The following is a 16145-nucleotide window of genomic DNA, read 5'->3' as shown; positions in this document are numbered from 1 at the left end:
CTTAGAGTTTTAGGCGTTTGGTGCTTCCCACGTTGCGAGCGTCGAACTGCTGTCTCCCGACTCGCCCGTGTAGATGATGCGCACGGTGTCAGAATTTCCGACGCCGACGTCAACGCTGGTTCCTGCGGAGATCTCGCCAATACCGGGAGAGTCAGAGGCTGCGTTATAGGTATTCGTTGTAGCGCTCCCGTCAGTCAGGTTTACTCTGTCCCCGTCGATAGTATCGCCCCCATCATGGGTGACTGTGAGAAGACCATCTGAGCCGAGAGCATCACCACCGAATTGGCCAGTTGTTGAGTCCCCGCTTGCGTTGTAGTCGAACGAGAAGCTGGCCTGCGGAGTTGTCTGCTGTGCCTGGTCACCGAGACCAAGCACGAATGATGCGATCACAGCCGCGAGAATTACGGTGATCGCGACCATAAGGATCACGCCGATCACCGGCGATACAGCGTCGTCGTCGCTGAGGATTGATTTGATATCCATTTTTTGAGATTTAGGCGTTAGGGGCTTCGTACGTTGCGAGCGTGGAACTACTGTCTCCCGACTGGCCCGTGAAGATTACTCGGATTGTGTCAGAATTGTCGATTCCAACCTTCGCGCTGCTTCCTGCCGAAAGCTCATCAATATCGGGTGAGGTGCTTCCACCGAGGGCGAATGTATCTGTGGTATCGGTCCCGTCCGTGAGATTCACTCTTGCCCCATCTATTGTGTCTCCACCATCGTGCGTGATTGTGAGGAGTCCGTCTGAACCAAGCGCGCCACTAGTACTACTAAAGTCACCATTAGAAATCGTCGCGCTCTGGTCATAGTCGAACGAGAAGCTGGCCTGCGGAGTTGTCTGCTGTGCCTGGTCACCGAGACCGAGCACGAACGATGCGATAACGGCCGCGAGGATCACGGTGATCGCGACCATGAGGATGACGCCGATGACCGGTGAAACGGCATCGTCGTCTTGCATGAGGTGTTTGATCTGCATGTGCGGGTTGAACCCTGATAGAGTGGACATTAAACCCTCAGTACCGTTCGCTAATTCTGCATTAATCAAGTGCTACTTGACGGGTACTGAAGGGGTGCGTGTGGAGGCTATGGGAACACCCCGGGCCGGATCAGTTCTATCCCCCGCATTCAGCGGTTAGAACCCCGCGAGACCAGCTTTATCACGCCGCATTACTACCTATTTTAGCAGCTCAAGGCCCGCTTGAAGGGGCGTACGTGTCGGCTCAGGTGTACGATGACGTTCTCCGAGCAACAGCTAATCTTTGTCTCGACAGTAGCTAAAAGAGGTCAAGGTCAGACCGAATTTTGGCCCGCTATTCATCGACCAAAATCTACCTCCCTGGCGAAACAGCCGGTCCGAAATCCCCGCCGCTGTTTAAGTTACCTCGATACCAGAACCCACCCATGAAGGAAACCATCGAGGTCTACACGGGCGAGTCGGTGACCATCGAACACCTCGACGCGCTCCCGGGCGGCGGCGCGCGGTTCGAACTCACCACGGAGGACGGTCGGAAGTGGCACGTCGACGTCACGCGCGACGGCGCGACGGAGATCGTTACCAGCTGGCGCGACGGCGTCCTCGCCGACCTCGACGAACCGGAGTGGCTGGGCGACGTGGCCTCGCGACTCGCGCGCGGCTAACCCGACCGCGACCCGCGACCAACCCGACGCGACCCGGCCCGGCCCTCACCGCCCACTCATTCCCCGTCGGGAAGCACGCGCCGGCCGGTGAGGTACACCGGCTCCGACGCGTCCTCGACGGGTGAATCGGGGTCCCAGGCCAGGTAGTGCCGGTAGTCGCGCCGGACCGGCGCCTCGTAGACAAGCTGGAGCGACACCGCCTCGCCGGGGTCGAGGCCGCCGTACCACGCCAGCTCCCGGACCTGGGGCTCCGAGTCGGGCTGGTCGAGCGCGCCGAACGACACACCACCGGGGAACTCGTGGAGGTGGGCGTACGACGCCCCGTCGACGCGGAGTTCGAATATCGAGTCCGGGAACGCCTCGGCCCGCGAGTCGCTCCGGTTCGCGACGGTGAACTCCCACGCGACGAACCAGCCGCTGTCGGACGACACGGTCTGGTGCTCGCCGTCGCCGTCTTCGTATCGAAGCTCTTCCAGCGCGAACCATCGGTCGGCGGTCACGCCGACGCCGTTCTCCGAGACTGCCTCGCCGTCGACGACGCGCTCGGCGGGGACGTCGCCGGGCCGCGGCGTGGATTCCTGTGGCGTCGATTCCTGTGGGATGGCCGTTGCGGTGGGCGTCCGTTCGGTCGTCTCGGTCGACGGCCGAACAGTGGGTGGGTCGTCGTGGACCTGTTCGCGGTCGAGAGAACAGCCCGCAAGAGCCGCAGACCCGAGAGAGGCGAGAGCGGCGAGGACGGATCGTCGTCGCATACTCCGGCGTTCGTCGCCTCCGAGAAGAGCTTTTCTTCGTGACTTCGGTTCGAATGGTTTTGGTGCCCGGACAAAACGAGACGAGCGATACCGATCGAGTTCTCACGAGCGATGGTATCGAGCCGAGCGCGTCGTGACGGTACAGATTTCGTGACTTCTACGAGAACTCTCAGTAAGCTCGCAAAGAGTCGGAATCGAGACCGCCAACACCCAGAAAGCCCTCGGCGCGCTCCGGTCCCGGGGCTTGCTGCGCTCCTCGCTCCGCTGCGGTGCTTACTGCGCCCGGGTTCCCGGAGCCCGCCTCGCCCTTTCATTCCTCCAGGGCCCCCACCGCAGCCCTGCCCTTCCCCTAGTCGCGCGATGAAACGCGCTCCTGGCCGGGCGGTAGCGGAGCGGGCAGGATGCGTGTCGCGACGCGGACGCGGCGCGACCGGGGAGGGGTGGCGGAGGCAATCGCGAGCGCCTCTGGGCGCGAGCTATGCGGTACCTGGTGGACTGAAAGGGCGAGCGGCTCTCGTCCCTCCCGGGCGACGCAAGCACCTACTGGAGCGCAGCGAGCCCCGGAGCGGTCGAGAGCCGCGAGGGCTTTCTGGGTGTTGGCGGTCTCGATTCGGACGCCAGAGAGCCCGCCGAGGGCTTTCGACGTGGTAGTGCTGTCAGTAGTGACCGCATGCACTTCCAGGATAGTCGTCGCACTCACCCACGCGATACCCGACGAACACACCCAAAATCACAGTCCCCTTCAGGCGACAGACCAAACCATCTCACGTGACACGGGGCCACGCCAACGCGGGCTGGAAACGGATCTTCGACACCGATGGGCTCACCTTCGGGACCGGCTTCCCACTCACCGGAATCAACGAATCCCAGCCGCCTGTCGACGAGGAGATGGAACTGGCGGCTCACGCCGAGTCGGTCGGCTTCGACGCGCTGTGGGCCCGGGACGTCCCGCTCTACTGGCCGCGGTTCGGCGACGCGGGCCAGACGTTCGACACGTGGCCGTGGCTGAGCCACGCCGCGGCCCACACCGAGGAGATCGCACTGGGGACCGCCAGCGTCGTCCTGCCGCTGCGCCATCCTCTCCACGTCGCCAAGTCCGCCGCCACGGTCGACCGGCTCTCCGACGGCCGGTTAGTAATGGGCGTCGCGACGGGCGACCGCGACCCGGAGTTCCCGGCCTTCGACGTCGACCCCGACGAGCGCGGCGACCTGTTCCGCGAGAGCGTCGACGTCATGCGGACGGTCTGGCGAGAGGACTTCCCCGAGATAGAGTCGGCGTGGGGCACGCTCGACGGCGAGATGGATATGGTTCCGAAGCCGACGACCGAGACGATCCCGCTCCTCCCGACAGGTCACGCCCGCCAGGAGGTCGAGTGGATCGCCGAGCACGGCGACGGCTGGTTCTTCTACCACCTTCCGATGGAGACCCTCGAGAGCTACCTCGCCGACTGGCGGGAGGCGGCCGGTGACAAGCCCTACGCGATGGCGGTGCAGACAGAACTCGCGGACGACCCGACCGCCGGACCCGAACCGATCCACCTGGGCTACCGCGCCGGCACCGAGTGGTTCGCCGAGTACTTCCGCGACCTGGCGGAGCTGGGCGTCGACCACGTGCTCGTCTCGCCGGGCGGCGACGACCCCGCGGCGAACCTCACGCGATTCGCCGAGGAGGTCGTCGAACCGGTGCGGTGAGACGCGGTCCCGTCACTCCAGTACGACCGCGTGGCCCGTCTCGTCCTCGTGGACGCGCTTTCCGTGTTCGGCCATGTCCCGTTTCGGGAACACCTGTTCCCACTCACAGTCCCGGCAGACGGCGACGTGCTCGTTCATACCGGCAGATTCGTCGGGGCACAGACTAGTGGTTTTCGCTCGGACGCCGTCCGCGCAAAGGTGTACAACCTTTATCTGTTGTCTGCATGACTCGTCAGACCATGATCGTCGTCCACGCGGCTCTCCAGGTCGACCCGGACCGGCGCGAAGCAGCCCTCGACGCGGTCGAGGAGCTCGTCGGACAAACGCGAGAGGAAGCGGGAGTGATCGAGTACGTGGCCACGACGGAGGTGGCCAACCCCAACGTGGTCCGATTCGTCGAACAGTACGAGGACGAGGCAGCGCTGGAGGCCCACAACGAGTCCGAGCACTACCGGGAGTTCGAAGCGCAGCTACCGGAGCTACTCGACAGCGATCAGGACCTCCTCGACGCCATCGACGTCACGCAGTTCGCCGTCGAGGAGGCCGTCGATCCGAACGCGGACGTCGAGGTCGACGTGGACCGGCAGTAGCGCCGTCGTCTTCCGGATAGGACTGCGCACCGTCCGTAGAGCATCGGACCCGTGAAGACCCCCCTAAAACGCGACGTCCCACTCGTGACCGCACTCGGGGCATTGCAGGGTGGCGCCGACGACGAACCGGTCGTCGCTCACGCCGACGGTCGCGTCCTCGCAGTCGGGGCACGCGTGGCCGCGTCGGTTCGAACCCTGGGCTCCGCGAGGTTCGACCGTCACGGTGCCCGTGCTGGTGACGGAGACGACGTCGTCGCCGTAGCGGAACGTCGTCGTCCACTCGGCGGTTCCCCTGTGGTCGAGCGCATGGGTGTACAGCGCCTCCAGCGCGTCCGGATTGACGAAGTCGTAGAGCGGGGGCGGCGTCACAGTGCTGGCTTCGTCCCGGGTCGAATCGCGACCGACCAGGTCCTCGCCCGCGGCGGCGTGGACGGCGTCGAGAACCGACTGGACGACCGACTCGCGGGGCCCGATGCGCGCGTCGACGGCAGACTGGGAGGTCTCGTGCTCGGCCATATCAATCATAAAACATCACGTCTGAGTAGACGCCGCACAGGAGAGAACGTTGGCCTTCAGTATGTCGGGGATTGAAAAGCGGGCGAGCTATCGGTCGACGTCCGGTTCTCGTTCGTGGGCGATGGTGGCCTCGACGAGGTTGCGGTAGCCTCGCTTGAGGCGCGCGCTGAACGCCGACCGGGAGATGTCCAGGTCGGCAGCCATCGATTCGAGGTCGGTCTCCGTGGGTTGATCGTAGTATCCGCGGTCGTACGCTGTCTCGAGCGCTTCGCGCTGCTCGGGCGTGAGGTTGTACCGGCCGGTCGTCGCGTCGTCGTCGAGTTCGTACATCCTGACGAGTTCGGCGTCGACGTCGATCTGGGTGAGCGAGCGCTGGAACGTCGAGAGGTCCTCGGTGTGTTCGGCCCGCAGTTCGAACAGCCAGCCCTCGGCCGACCCGACCCCCTTCCGCAACGTCAGCCCCGAGGCCCCCATCGTGTCGAGAATCCCACCCACGTCGCGAGTCCACCAGGCGCGAAACAGACCGCCGTCGTCGACCTCGTCGACGAGTTTGACCTCGGAAAGGGGGTCTGCCTCGCGGACCAGCTCGGCGACGTCGGCGACGTCGGCACCCCACACCCAGAAGTACGGGAGGAACGCCTCGTCCGTCGGCACCACCCGGTCGAGTTCGACCGTCGCGTCGGGATAGTCCTCGAAGACGCCCGCGAGGGTGAACTCCACGTGGTCGACGCTGAATTCGGTGATGACGGCCATATCTCACCTTCGGTTCGGACTCACTTACCTGATCGCACGGGGAGAACCCGACGCCGTCAGCGCGTCGAGCAGGTAGATGGCCAGCCCCTTGTCCAGCGGGTCGTTGGCGTTGCCGCAGTGGGGCGACTGGACGCAGGCGGGACAGCCGTCCGCACAGCCACAGGAACGGAGCATGTCCAGCGTCGTCGCCATCAGGTCGTCCACGCCGCGGTAGCCGCTCTTCGCGAGGCCGACGCCGCCGGGGTAGCCGTCGTAGATGAAGATTGTCGGCTCCTCGGTGTGGGGGTGCAGCGGCGTCGACAGCCCGCCGATATCCCGGCGGTCACAGAGGTATTCGAAGGGGAACATGGAGATCATCGCGTGCTCGGCGGCGTGGATGCCGCCCGGGAAGTCGCCGGGTTCGTCGGGGAGTTCGGCGACCGGGGCTGGGCCGTCCGGCTGGGCGGACGGCGTTCCCTCGTCACCGGATGGCGAGTGCCCGCCGCTGTCACCGCCGTCCGCGACCGACTCGCCGCCGACGCCCGCGCCCAGCATCGCCCGCTCGACGTCGCCGGGGACGGTGAAATAGAGGGCTTTGGTCTCCAGGCTGGTCTCGGGCAGGTCCAGCGAGCGCTCGCCGATCTTCTCGCCGCTCCGGCCGTCCCGGCGCTCGTAGCCCGTTATCTGCTTGCGCATGGTCACCTCGGCGAAGCGGACGGGGACGTCCGGCCGGGCGTCGAGAGACTGCTCGCCAAGGTCTGTCTCGACGGTGATCTCCTTGTCGTGGAGGACTTTGGTGTAGTAGTCGGCCCACGTGCGGTCGAGTTCGGCCACGCCCCGGTCCAGGTCGAGGTCGGTCACCTCGTAGGTCCGGCCCTGGTGGTGGTAGATGGCGCCCGGGTGGGCGTCCCGCAACGCGTCGCCGAACGGCAACGTGGCGACGATATCGCCTTTGTGCAACAGCCGGATCTCCTGGGAGTCGATGGTCCGCAGGCTCATCTCGTGGTGGGGGCTACCGTCGACCGCGGAGAGCCACCGGACGCCGGCGTCGGTGGTCCGCCGGTCCAGATCCCCCGCCGCCTCCAGGTCGCTCACGACGTCGGGGAACGTCCCGCCGAAGTGGCGGTCGTCGTCGGGACTGAGCCAGTTCTCCCGGGAGGCACACAGCACGTGGTCGGGCATCAGCTGGTCGTTCTCGGGATTCGTGACGGCCTGCTCCGGCGGGTGGTCGAACAGGACCTCGGGATTGCGCATGACGTACTGGTCGAGCTGGTCCTCGCCGCCGAGCAGGACGACGAGTGCGGGGTCGGTTCCGCGGCCCGCCCGGCCGGCCTGCTGGAACGTCTGCATCCGCGTGCCGGGATACCCGTCGAGAATCACGGCGTCCAGCCCGCCCACGTCGACGCCCAGCTCCAGCGCGTTGGTGCTCCAGACACCGCGTAGCTCGCCGGACTGCAGTTCGGCCTCCAGGTCGCGACGGCGCTCGTCGGTGAGCGCCGCCTGGTAGGCGCCAACCGAGCGAGAGAGGTCGTGCTCCCCCCTATCCTGCAACTCGTCGGCGCACTGGCTGGCGTACCGCTCGGCGGTCTGGCGCGACCGAGTGAACACCACGGTCTGGAGGCCACGCTCCACGAGGTCGACGAAGAGGTTCTTGGCTTCGACGTGACTCGACCGGCGGCGGCCGCTGTCGCCCCACCCTCCTCCGCCTCCGCCTGCGCTCCCGTCCCCGTCCCCGGATGCCAGCCCGCCCCCGCCGTACTCCGGCGGGTTCCACAGCAGCCAGTGTCTCGGCCCGCTAGCGCTCGAATCGTGGTCGACCAGGGCGAACGAATCGTCGGGCTGGCCCGTCACCGTGGCGGCGTGCTCGACGGGGTTCCCGATGGTCGCCGAACAGCAGACCCACTCCGGGTTTCCGTCCGCTTCCACAGGCCCGTCGTCGGCGAACCGCTCGACCATCCGGCTCAACCGCCGCATCACGAGCGAGACGTGGCTCCCGAACACGCCGCGGTACTCGTGCACCTCGTCGATGACCACCGTCTCCAGGCGCTCGAAGAACCACTTCCACAGCCGATGGGCGTGCGGGAGAATCCCGTAGTGGAGCATGTCCGGCGTCGTCAGCAGGACGGTGGGCTGGCACTCCCGGATGGCCTCCTTCTCGGACTTGGACTGCCGGCCGGTGTACTGGTCGACCTGCACGCCGGAGGCGAAGCCCAGCCCCTGGGCCAGCTCGGAGAGCGTGTCGGTCTGGTCGTTGATCAGCGCGACCTGCGGCGCGATGTAGAGCGTGGTCGCCCGGCGGTCCATCCCGCGCTCGAACGCCGGGACGGTGTATGCGAGGCTCTTCCCGCTTGCCGTCTCCGTCGCGAGGACGACGTTCTCTCCCCCGCGGACCGCGTCGACGGCCTCCGCCTGGTGGTCGTAGAGGCGCTCGATGCCCTCCGACTCCAGGGTGCTCGCCAGTCGCGAGTCCAGGGCGACGTCGTCGAAGTCGGCGCCGCGGCCGGGCACGGTTCGTTCGTCCCGGATCTGGCCCTCGTAGTACGGTCTGTCCCGGAGCCACGCGATCGTCTCGTCCACGCACGCGGTACTACGTGGAGCCGTATTCCTCTTGCTCTTCGATGGGCGGGTGTGTTTACTGAATGAGTGGTTTGAGTCGTCTGCTTTGTCAGGGTCAGGAACAGCAAGATGTAGGAAGCCCTTGGCCGCTCTCACGAGTCGGAATCGTCACCGCCAACTCCCAGAAATCCCTCGGCGCGCTCTCACGAGTCGGAATCGAGACCGCCAACAATCAGAAAGCCCTCGGCGCGCTCTCACGAGTCGGAATCGAGACCGCCAACTCCCAGAAATCCCTCGGCGCGCTCTCACGAGTCGGAATCGAGACCGCCAACAATCAGAAAGCCCTCGGCGCGCTCTCACGAGTCGGAATCGAGACCGCCAACAATCAGAAAGCCCTCGGCGCGCTCTCAAGAGTCGGAATCGTCACCGCCAACTCCCAGAAAGCCCTCGGCGCGCTCTCACGAGTCGGAATCGAGACCGCCAACAATCAGAAAGCCCTCGGCGCGCTCTCAAGAGTCGGAATCGTCACCGCCAACTCCCAGAAAGCCCTCGGCGCGCTCCGGTCCCGCGGCCCACCTGCGCTCCTCACTGCGTTGCGGTGCTTGGTGGGCCGGGGTTCCCGGAGCCCGCCTCGCCCTTTCAGTCCACCAGGTCAGCACAGCACCGCAGCCCTGCCCTCCCCCTGGTCGCGAGGGCCTCGTTTTCACTCGGCCACTCGCTCCCGGCCGAGCGGGTGCGGAGCGGTCAGGAAGCGTGTCGCGACGCGGACGCGGCGCGACCGGGGAGGGGTAGTGGTTCTAATCGCGAGCGCGTGGCGAAGCCCGCGCGAGGGAGGCTAGGCCTGGAGGAATGAAAGGGCGAGGCGGGCTCGCGCCGAAGGGCAGTCGCTCAGTGGGCCCTACCCGAACGGACGTGAGGGTATCCCGCTGAGCGACCGCGAAGCGCGCCGAGGGCTTTCGAGGTGGTGGTATCCGTGATCACGTCATTGGTTCGACCCCTACCAAACGATACTAAGACACACGAGACCCATCCTCCAGCGATCCGAACCGACTTCCGGGAACGGGCCGACACCCCCAGATAATGGACAAGCAGGACCTCCGAGAGCGGGTCTGGGACGAACTGGAGGAGAGCGGCCAGGCACGGTTTCCGTTCCCGCCCCACGGCCGCATCCCCAACTTCGTGGGCGCGAAAGCGGCCGCCGACCGCCTCGCGGAACTCAAGGACTGGCAAGCCGCCGACGCGATCAAGGCCAACCCCGACGCGCCACAGTTACCGGTCCGCCGCCGGGCGCTCCACGAAGGAAAGACCGTCTACATGGCGGTCCCCAGACTCCGAGACGAGAAGTGCTTCGTCGAACTCGACCCCGAACGGATCGACGACCTCGACGCCGCGCCGACGGTCTCCTCGATGGACGAGTATGGGCAACAGGTCGGACCCGAAGCGGTCGAGTCAGTCGACTTCGTCGTCTCGGGGAGCGTCGCGGTCCGGGAGGACGGCGCCCGCATCGGCAAGGGCGAGGGGTACAGCGACCTGGAGTACGCCGTCCTGCGGGAACTCGGACTGGTCGACGACGAGACGCCCGTGGCGACGACGGTCCACGAGATGCAGATGAGCGATTCGGACTGGCCCGTCGACGACCACGACGTGCCGATGGACTACCTCGTGACGCCCGAGCGGACTATCGAGACCGAGACGCCGTTCGACCGGCCGACTGGCGTCGACTGGGACGAACTCGACGACGAACGGATCGAGGAGATGCCGGTGCTGGCTGCCCGTCGGCCCAGCTGACCCGTCACGTCTCTCCGATACGAGCGGCACGGCGCCGTCGACGCCCAGTCGACGCCCAGTCGACGCCTTACACGGCGTCGTCCAGCTGTGCCACGCAGTCCCGGAGCAGGCCGTCGATGGTCTCGGGCGTCGTCGGGTGGTACGCCCGGTCCGGAATCTCCCGGGCGTCCAGCCCCATCTCGACGACCACCTGCATCGTCTTGGCCATCACGTCGGCGTGGTAGTGCAGGCCCTGCCAGCCCAGGACGGTGCCGTCCTCGGCGTCGACGACGAGTTTCGCCAGTCCCTCGGGGACGGCCTTGGCCTTGAACACGCCGTCGTCGCTGGCCTGGCGCGTCGCGACGACGACGTCGTGGCCGGCGTCGCGGGCGGTCTCCTCGGAGTGACCGACGCGGGCGTAGGGGGAGACGCCCAGGCCGGTGAAGACGACGTGGTGGTGGACGTTGTGGTACTCACGAACGTCGCGCCCGTCACGATGGCGCAAGATGTTCTCGGCCGCGGTGAACCCCTGTTCCTTGGCGACGTGGAGGATGGGTTCTTTCCCGTTGACGTCGCCGACGACGAAGACGCGCTCGTCGTCGCGGGCCTGCATCGTCTCCGCGACCCAGTCGACGCCGGGTTCGATGGCCGTTCGCTCGAAGCCCAGGCGGTCGACGCTGGGGCGGCGGCCGGTGAAACAGAACAGCTGGTCGGCCTCGTAGGTCTCCTCGCTCCCGTCCGCGCGCTCGACGGTGAGTCGGACGCCGCCGTCGGCGGTCGGTTCGAGTTCGCGTTCGTAGACGCTGGTCGGGACGTCGATGGGGAAATGCTCCTCGTAGATATCCAGCAGCGCGTCGCCGAACTCGGCGTCGGCCTCGTCGAGGGGGCGGTCGTCGTGTTCGATCACCGTGATATCCATCCCGCCGGCCTCGGCGAGGTACGGCACCAGCTCCATGCCGACGTAGCCGAAGCCCATCACGATACCCGAATCTGGGAACGCGGTCGCGTCGAGCACGTCGGCGCTGGTCATGTACTCTACTTCTTCGATCCCTGGCAGGTCGGGGACGTTCACGACCGAACCGGTCGCGACGACGACGTAGTCGGCCTCGATTTCGCGGTCCCCCACGGCGAGGGTCCGGTCGTCGACGAATCTGGCCGTCTCGTGGACGAACTCGACGTCCTCGCGCTCGGCCAGCTCCTCGATCCCTCGTCGGCGGTGGGCCGCCCAGCCGAGCGTGTGGTCGTCCTTGCCCTCGACGACCGCCTCCAGGTCCATCTCGGGGAGGTCACCGACCAGTCGGTCGTCGTGGCGGGCCTGGAACCGATGCTCGGCCGCGGAGAGGACCTCCTTCGAGGGCATGCAACCGTCGAGGATGCAGAGGCCACCGCCGGGGTCGCCGTCGTCGACGAGGGTGAGTTCGATCCCGGGTTCGTCGACCAGTTCCTCGGCGACGGCGGATCCGGCGCTACCGTAGGCGCCGACGATGACGACGTGGGTCATATCGTGATGTACCGTCTGGGTCACCCATAAAGGGTCGAGTGCGAATGCGCGAGGGAGTCACGACCGCGTCCGTTCCGATGGTTCGTCGCGGTCGATTTTGTTCGCGACGCCCGGGAGGAACAGCGAGCGGACGCTGACGTCGTCGTTGACGATCGCGTCCCACACCACGAGCGTCGCCGGGAGGACCAGCATCGACGCGAAGAACGCGTACGCGATGGACATGCCGGTGATGACGCCGAACTGGCCGATGGCGGGGAACACCGCCAGGGCCAGGACGCCGATGCCGAAGACGGTCGTGAGCATGCTGCCGAGCAGTGCCCCGCCCGTCCCGCGAACCGTCAGGTCCAGCGCCGTGACCAGGTCGTGGCGCTCGCGTTCGTCGGCGAACCGGTGAGTGACGTGGACGGAGTAGTCGACGCCGAGGCCAATGGTGATCGCCAGGATAGTCGCGGTGATCGCGTTGAGCGCGATGCCGAAGTAGCGCATCGACCCCGCGACCAGGGCGACCGTGACCAGCACCGGGACCATGTTGGCCACGCCGAGCAGCGGCGACCCCTCGACGACCCAGTAGATGAACACGAGGAACAGCGTCGCGCCCACCAGCGCGAGGGCGAGGCTCACCAGCGCTGACTCGAGGATCACGTCGGAGACGGCCTTGAACACGACCGTCTGTCCCGTCGCCGTCGCGGTCATCCGGAAGTCGTCGGCGACCTGCCGGGTGTCCGCCGTCACCTCGTCCTGTTCGGCATCGGCCTCGACGGTGTAAACGACGCGCGTGCTCCGGCGGTCCTCGGTGAGGTAGTTTCGCGCCTGGTCGCCGGCAGACGACGCGAACAGGTAGTCGTAGACCTCCCGCAGGTTGTCGTCGGGCACGCCGTTGTCGTTGCGGTCGTTTCGGTCGACCAGGCGGCGGAACTCGGGGTCGCGCTCGGCGTGGTCCTGGATCACCGTGACGATGGACGTGCTCTCTGCGCGCCCGTCCTGGCGGACGAAACTCTCGGGCGGGTCCTCGCCCGCGCGATAGATCTCTTCGAGGGCGTCGTCACGCTGCAGGTGCCCCTCGACGTACACCGTCGACTGGCTGCCCTGGGTCGACTCGAACTTGTCCTCGAGGAAGTTCAGCTGCTCGGTGACGGTGTAGTCGCTGGGTTTGAACGGCTCTGGAAGCTGCTGGAGGTAGTCGGGGGTCTCCTCGGGCGGGAGGAAGTCCTCCTGGGTGAAACTGGTGTCGACGTCGCTGGCGTAGACGCCCACGCCCGCACTGGAGACCAGCACGAGCACGAGGAACACCGCCGGCGCATTGGTGGCGATGACGACGCCGCTCCGGAGCACGGACCCGAGCCTGGACTCCTCGGAGCCCAGCGGCGTCCTGCTGAACGTCGGGATCGGATACCTGACCCGGAGCCGGTCGAGTTCGACCTTCGCGGCCGGCAGGAAGACGCCGAACGTGAAGAAGGTGAAGACGATCCCGATCGACGCGACGAGCCCGAAGTCCTGGATCGGTGCGAGGTCGCTGGCGAAGTTCGAGAGGAAGCCGATCACCGTCGTCCCGGTGACGATGAAGAAGGCCACTAGCAACTGGTCGGTCGTCGTCCGCATCGCCGGCCCCGGTGGGATCCCCTGGACCTGCTCCTCGCGGTAGCGGTTGACGGCGTGGATACCGAAGTCGATACCGACCGCGAGCAACAGCGGCGGCACCGCGATCAGCATCTGGCTAAAGGCGATGCCGGCCAGGCCCATGAAGCCGAACGTCCAGATGATCGTGATCAACAGGGCCAGTAGCCCGAGCGCCAGGTCCGCCAGGTCACGGTACGCGATGGTGAGAAACAGGAAGATAAAGAGGACGGCCGCAGGGACCACGATCAGCAGCGAGTCGACGATGACGTTCGAGAACTCCTCGGCGATCATCCCGGACCCGAACACCATGATCGTCCCCTGACCGGCCGAACTCACCGTGAAGTCGGCCTGTTTCTGGATAGACGTCAGCGGGCTCGACCCGCCCTGACCCGACCCCTCGGAGATACCGGCCGGTATCTCGTGGACGACGAGGCCGATGGTCGCCGACGCCGACGCCGACTTCCGGTTGAAGTCGCTGCTCACGAGCCCCGAGAACTGGGGACTCCGCTCGTCGGCACTGCGCACGGCCTGGTCTATCTCGGTCGGCGTCGCTTCCTCGACGGCGTCTATCTGGGCCGACGTTGTCGTCGCCTCCGGGTCCAGCTGGGTTGCGACGATAGTCGCGGCGCTACTCGTCGAGGTGACGCGCAACTCGTCGTGGTCCTCGACGCGCTCCTGGGCGCGCAACATCCGCAACATGGAGTCCTTCGAGAGGACGTTCGTCCCCTCCTGGATCAGCTGCGTGTTGCCGGTGTCGGCCGAGAAACTGGGCGAGAACTCCCGATTGATGTCCGTCAGCGCCTCCTCGGCGGGCAGCCCGGTCGTGAACTGCGATGTTCCGGCCGCCATGGAGATGTTCCCCAGGCCGACGGCGAACACGCTGGTCAGGAGGAGAAAGACGAGGATCACCGTCCGTGAGTCCTCGACGATGCGGTCGTCCGCCCATTCGATGTAGCGCTGGTAGTCCATCTATCGGAACCGCATGAAGGCTCCGACGGCGACGATGACGAGCAGGACGGCGCCGCCGATGAGCGCCAGCGGGGACCCGCCGCCGTCGGGCGTGGTCACCTGCACCGGCACCCGGTACGTATCGGAGGTCACCGTGTCGCCGTCGGGTTCGTCGTACTGGAAGTCCATCGACAGCGGGTACTCCTTCTCAAGCGCGCCACCGCCCGCGCTGATGCCGAAGACGAGCGTCTCGGACTCGCCCGGCTCCAGCGACTGGACGTACTCCTCGTCGTCGTCGGCCGAGATGGGCGAGTCGGCGAACAGCGCGGCGGAGATGTCGGTCAACTCCTCGCCGGCGGTGTTCGTCAGCTCCAGTTCGATCGTGGAACTGCCCCCTGCCGAGACGTTCGCGTTGACGATGTCGACCTCGAACTCGTCGCTCGCGTCGGCGACCTCCTGTCGCACGGTGAGCGGGTCGGTGGTTCGGTCGTCGCCCTGGTCGTTCTCGAACTCGGCGACGAGCGAGAACTGGCGCGGGCCGCTCCGGGCGGCGTCGCTTACCTCGACGTCGAACTCGAACTCGGCGGACTCGCCGGCTTCGAGGGCACCGATGGCGTACTCCGTCTCGGTCGGGTTGACGTTCTGTTGCTCGCTCGCCCACGTCAGGACGACGTCGTCGGCGTCACTCGGCCCGGTGTTGGTCAGGACGCCGGACAGTTCCCCGTCGTCACCGACCGCGAGCGTCGATTCGACCTGGCCGACGGCGAAGGTCTGTTCGGGTTCGGGCGTAACGGTCAGTCGCGTCCCGCTCGTCGTGTACTGCTGGCCGTCGCCGTCCTTGTAGTCGGCCGTGAGCGTCAGCGGGTACGACGACGTGTCTGCGTCGGCGCTCGCCGCGACGCTGTAGTTGAGCGTGCGCTGCTCGCCGGGTTCCATCCGCCCTGCCGAGCGGGTCCCCTCCTGTGCGCCGCTGAAGGTAAGATCCGCACTCGACGACGCCAGCGAGAGCTGGGTCTCGCGCGCGGTCATCGATCCGTCGTTCTCGACGGTAACCGAGACGGTGCCCGACGAGCCGACGCCGACGTCGGAGGAGACGTTGACGACGTCGAAGCGCGCGCGGTCCTCGACGGTGACCGGGATGCGGAAGGTGTGCTGTTCGTCGCTCTCGGTTCGGGTGCCGCCCTCGGAGACGTAGTCGTAGTAGCTGTAAGACACCCGGACCGGGATGCGGTAGGTGTCTGACTTGGCGTCCTCGGGCACGACGACGGTGAACTGGATGGGGCTGGAGACGCCCTCGGGGATGGTCCCGACCGCCTGGCGGCCCGTCTTGACGTCGAAGGGCGCGTCGCCGGAGTTGACGTTGACCGTGACTCCGCGTGCCGTCGTCACCTCGCCGTTCAGCGACGGGTTACTGTTGGAACTGGATTCGAGTTCCCCGTCGTTGAGGAGCGTGACCGACAGCGTCGTCCGTTCACCGGGGACGACGTGGTTGTCGCCGATGTGGGCGGTCAGGTCCGGACTCCCCCTGACGTCGGCCAGGGCGAAGCCGGGGACGGAGAGCAATACGACGATCGCGATCGCGATCTGGAGGCGTCGTTTCATTGGATAGTCACTCGGTAGGTGGGTCGCCGGTCGCTGGACCGGACCGGCGTCGGTTTCGGCACGCCGCGGAACGGCCGGGTTCGGTGGGCGGAAGAGATAGCTCGCGAGTCACCGGCTGTCTGGAGACCCGTCCGTCTTTCCATACTCGAACGAACGTTCGGTCGCTTATCAAACTATCGACTCTGACCGGTGCCGTTCGGGCCGAAAGACCCTTTTGCCCCGACCGAATATTCG

General features: G+C 66.4%; 14 protein-coding genes. 4 read left to right on the top strand and 10 right to left on the bottom strand.

Annotated elements, in window-relative coordinates:
- Positions 1–9: 9 nt before the first annotated feature.
- Together AC5FRV_RS00595 and AC5FRV_RS00590 are read right to left on the bottom strand one after the other, a co-directional pair.
- Positions 10–483, bottom strand: coding sequence for a type IV pilin domain-containing protein (locus AC5FRV_RS00595; protein WP_493559194.1), 474 nt, complete (start codon positions 481–483; stop codon positions 10–12).
- Between the two features lie 10 nt (positions 484–493).
- On the bottom strand, positions 494–976 hold the full coding sequence (locus AC5FRV_RS00590; RefSeq protein WP_493559193.1) for a type IV pilin domain-containing protein: 483 nt from the start codon (positions 974–976) through the stop codon (positions 494–496).
- A 425-nt stretch (positions 977–1401) separates the two neighbouring features.
- On the opposite strand from AC5FRV_RS00590, the gene AC5FRV_RS00585 reads away from it, so the two are divergent.
- Positions 1402–1638, top strand: a complete 237-nt coding sequence (locus AC5FRV_RS00585; RefSeq protein WP_493559192.1) for a hypothetical protein — start codon at positions 1402–1404, stop codon at positions 1636–1638.
- Positions 1639–1694: 56 nt separating this feature from the next.
- Here the strand turns inward: AC5FRV_RS00585 and AC5FRV_RS00580 are convergent, their stop codons facing one another.
- Entirely contained in the window at positions 1695–2390 is a 696-nt protein-coding gene (locus AC5FRV_RS00580) for a hypothetical protein (RefSeq protein WP_493559191.1), read from the bottom strand.
- Positions 2391–3158: 768 nt separating this feature from the next.
- Between AC5FRV_RS00580 and AC5FRV_RS00575 the strand changes: the two genes are divergently transcribed.
- Positions 3159–4082: an LLM class oxidoreductase gene (locus AC5FRV_RS00575; protein WP_493559190.1), complete on the top strand. Its 924-nt coding sequence runs from the start codon at positions 3159–3161 to the stop codon at positions 4080–4082.
- Between the two features lie 12 nt (positions 4083–4094).
- Here AC5FRV_RS00575 and AC5FRV_RS00570 read toward each other — a convergent pair whose 3' ends face one another.
- Positions 4095–4220 carry a hypothetical protein gene (locus tag AC5FRV_RS00570; protein WP_493559189.1) on the bottom strand — a complete coding sequence of 42 codons (126 nt, stop codon included), beginning with the start codon at positions 4218–4220 and terminating at the stop codon, positions 4095–4097.
- A gap of 101 nt (positions 4221–4321) precedes the next feature.
- Between AC5FRV_RS00570 and AC5FRV_RS00565 the strand changes: the two genes are divergently transcribed.
- On the top strand, positions 4322–4672 hold the full coding sequence (locus AC5FRV_RS00565) for a putative quinol monooxygenase (RefSeq protein ID WP_493559188.1): 351 nt from the start codon (positions 4322–4324) through the stop codon (positions 4670–4672).
- A gap of 63 nt (positions 4673–4735) precedes the next feature.
- Here the strand turns inward: AC5FRV_RS00565 and AC5FRV_RS00560 are convergent, their stop codons facing one another.
- The 3 genes from AC5FRV_RS00560 to AC5FRV_RS00550 form a co-directional block, all read right to left on the bottom strand.
- On the bottom strand, positions 4736–5188 hold the full coding sequence (locus AC5FRV_RS00560) for a HalOD1 output domain-containing protein (RefSeq protein ID WP_493559187.1): 453 nt from the start codon (positions 5186–5188) through the stop codon (positions 4736–4738).
- Between the two features lie 87 nt (positions 5189–5275).
- Positions 5276–5941 (bottom strand): helix-turn-helix domain-containing protein, encoded by a 666-nt coding sequence (locus AC5FRV_RS00555; RefSeq protein WP_493559186.1) that lies wholly within the window; start codon positions 5939–5941, stop codon positions 5276–5278.
- A gap of 24 nt (positions 5942–5965) precedes the next feature.
- Positions 5966–8497 (bottom strand): DEAD/DEAH box helicase, encoded by a 2532-nt coding sequence (locus tag AC5FRV_RS00550; RefSeq protein ID WP_493559185.1) that lies wholly within the window; start codon positions 8495–8497, stop codon positions 5966–5968.
- Positions 8498–9556: 1059 nt separating this feature from the next.
- Here AC5FRV_RS00550 and AC5FRV_RS00545 point away from each other — a divergent pair.
- Positions 9557–10264, top strand: coding sequence for a 5-formyltetrahydrofolate cyclo-ligase (locus AC5FRV_RS00545; RefSeq protein WP_493559184.1), 708 nt, complete (start codon positions 9557–9559; stop codon positions 10262–10264).
- A 67-nt stretch (positions 10265–10331) separates the two neighbouring features.
- Here AC5FRV_RS00545 and AC5FRV_RS00540 read toward each other — a convergent pair whose 3' ends face one another.
- Genes AC5FRV_RS00540 through AC5FRV_RS00530 form a run of 3 tightly spaced genes read right to left on the bottom strand, consistent with a single transcriptional unit; the run spans position 10332 to position 15911 of the window.
- Entirely contained in the window at positions 10332–11744 is a 1413-nt protein-coding gene (locus AC5FRV_RS00540) for a dihydrolipoyl dehydrogenase family protein (protein WP_493559183.1), read from the bottom strand.
- 57 nt (positions 11745–11801) lie between these two features.
- The gene (locus AC5FRV_RS00535) at positions 11802–14330 is read right to left on the bottom strand and encodes an efflux RND transporter permease subunit (RefSeq protein ID WP_493559182.1); all 2529 of its coding nucleotides are present in this window, start codon (positions 14328–14330) and stop codon (positions 11802–11804) included.
- Positions 14331–15911 carry a COG1361 S-layer family protein gene (locus AC5FRV_RS00530; protein ID WP_493559181.1) on the bottom strand — a complete coding sequence of 527 codons (1581 nt, stop codon included), beginning with the start codon at positions 15909–15911 and terminating at the stop codon, positions 14331–14333. It abuts the gene before it with no gap.
- Positions 15912–16145 lie beyond the last annotated feature (234 nt).

The sequence above is a fragment of the Halomicrobium sp. HArcel3 genome, from assembly GCF_058933135.1.
This window is presented reverse-complemented; position numbering and strand designations above follow the sequence as displayed.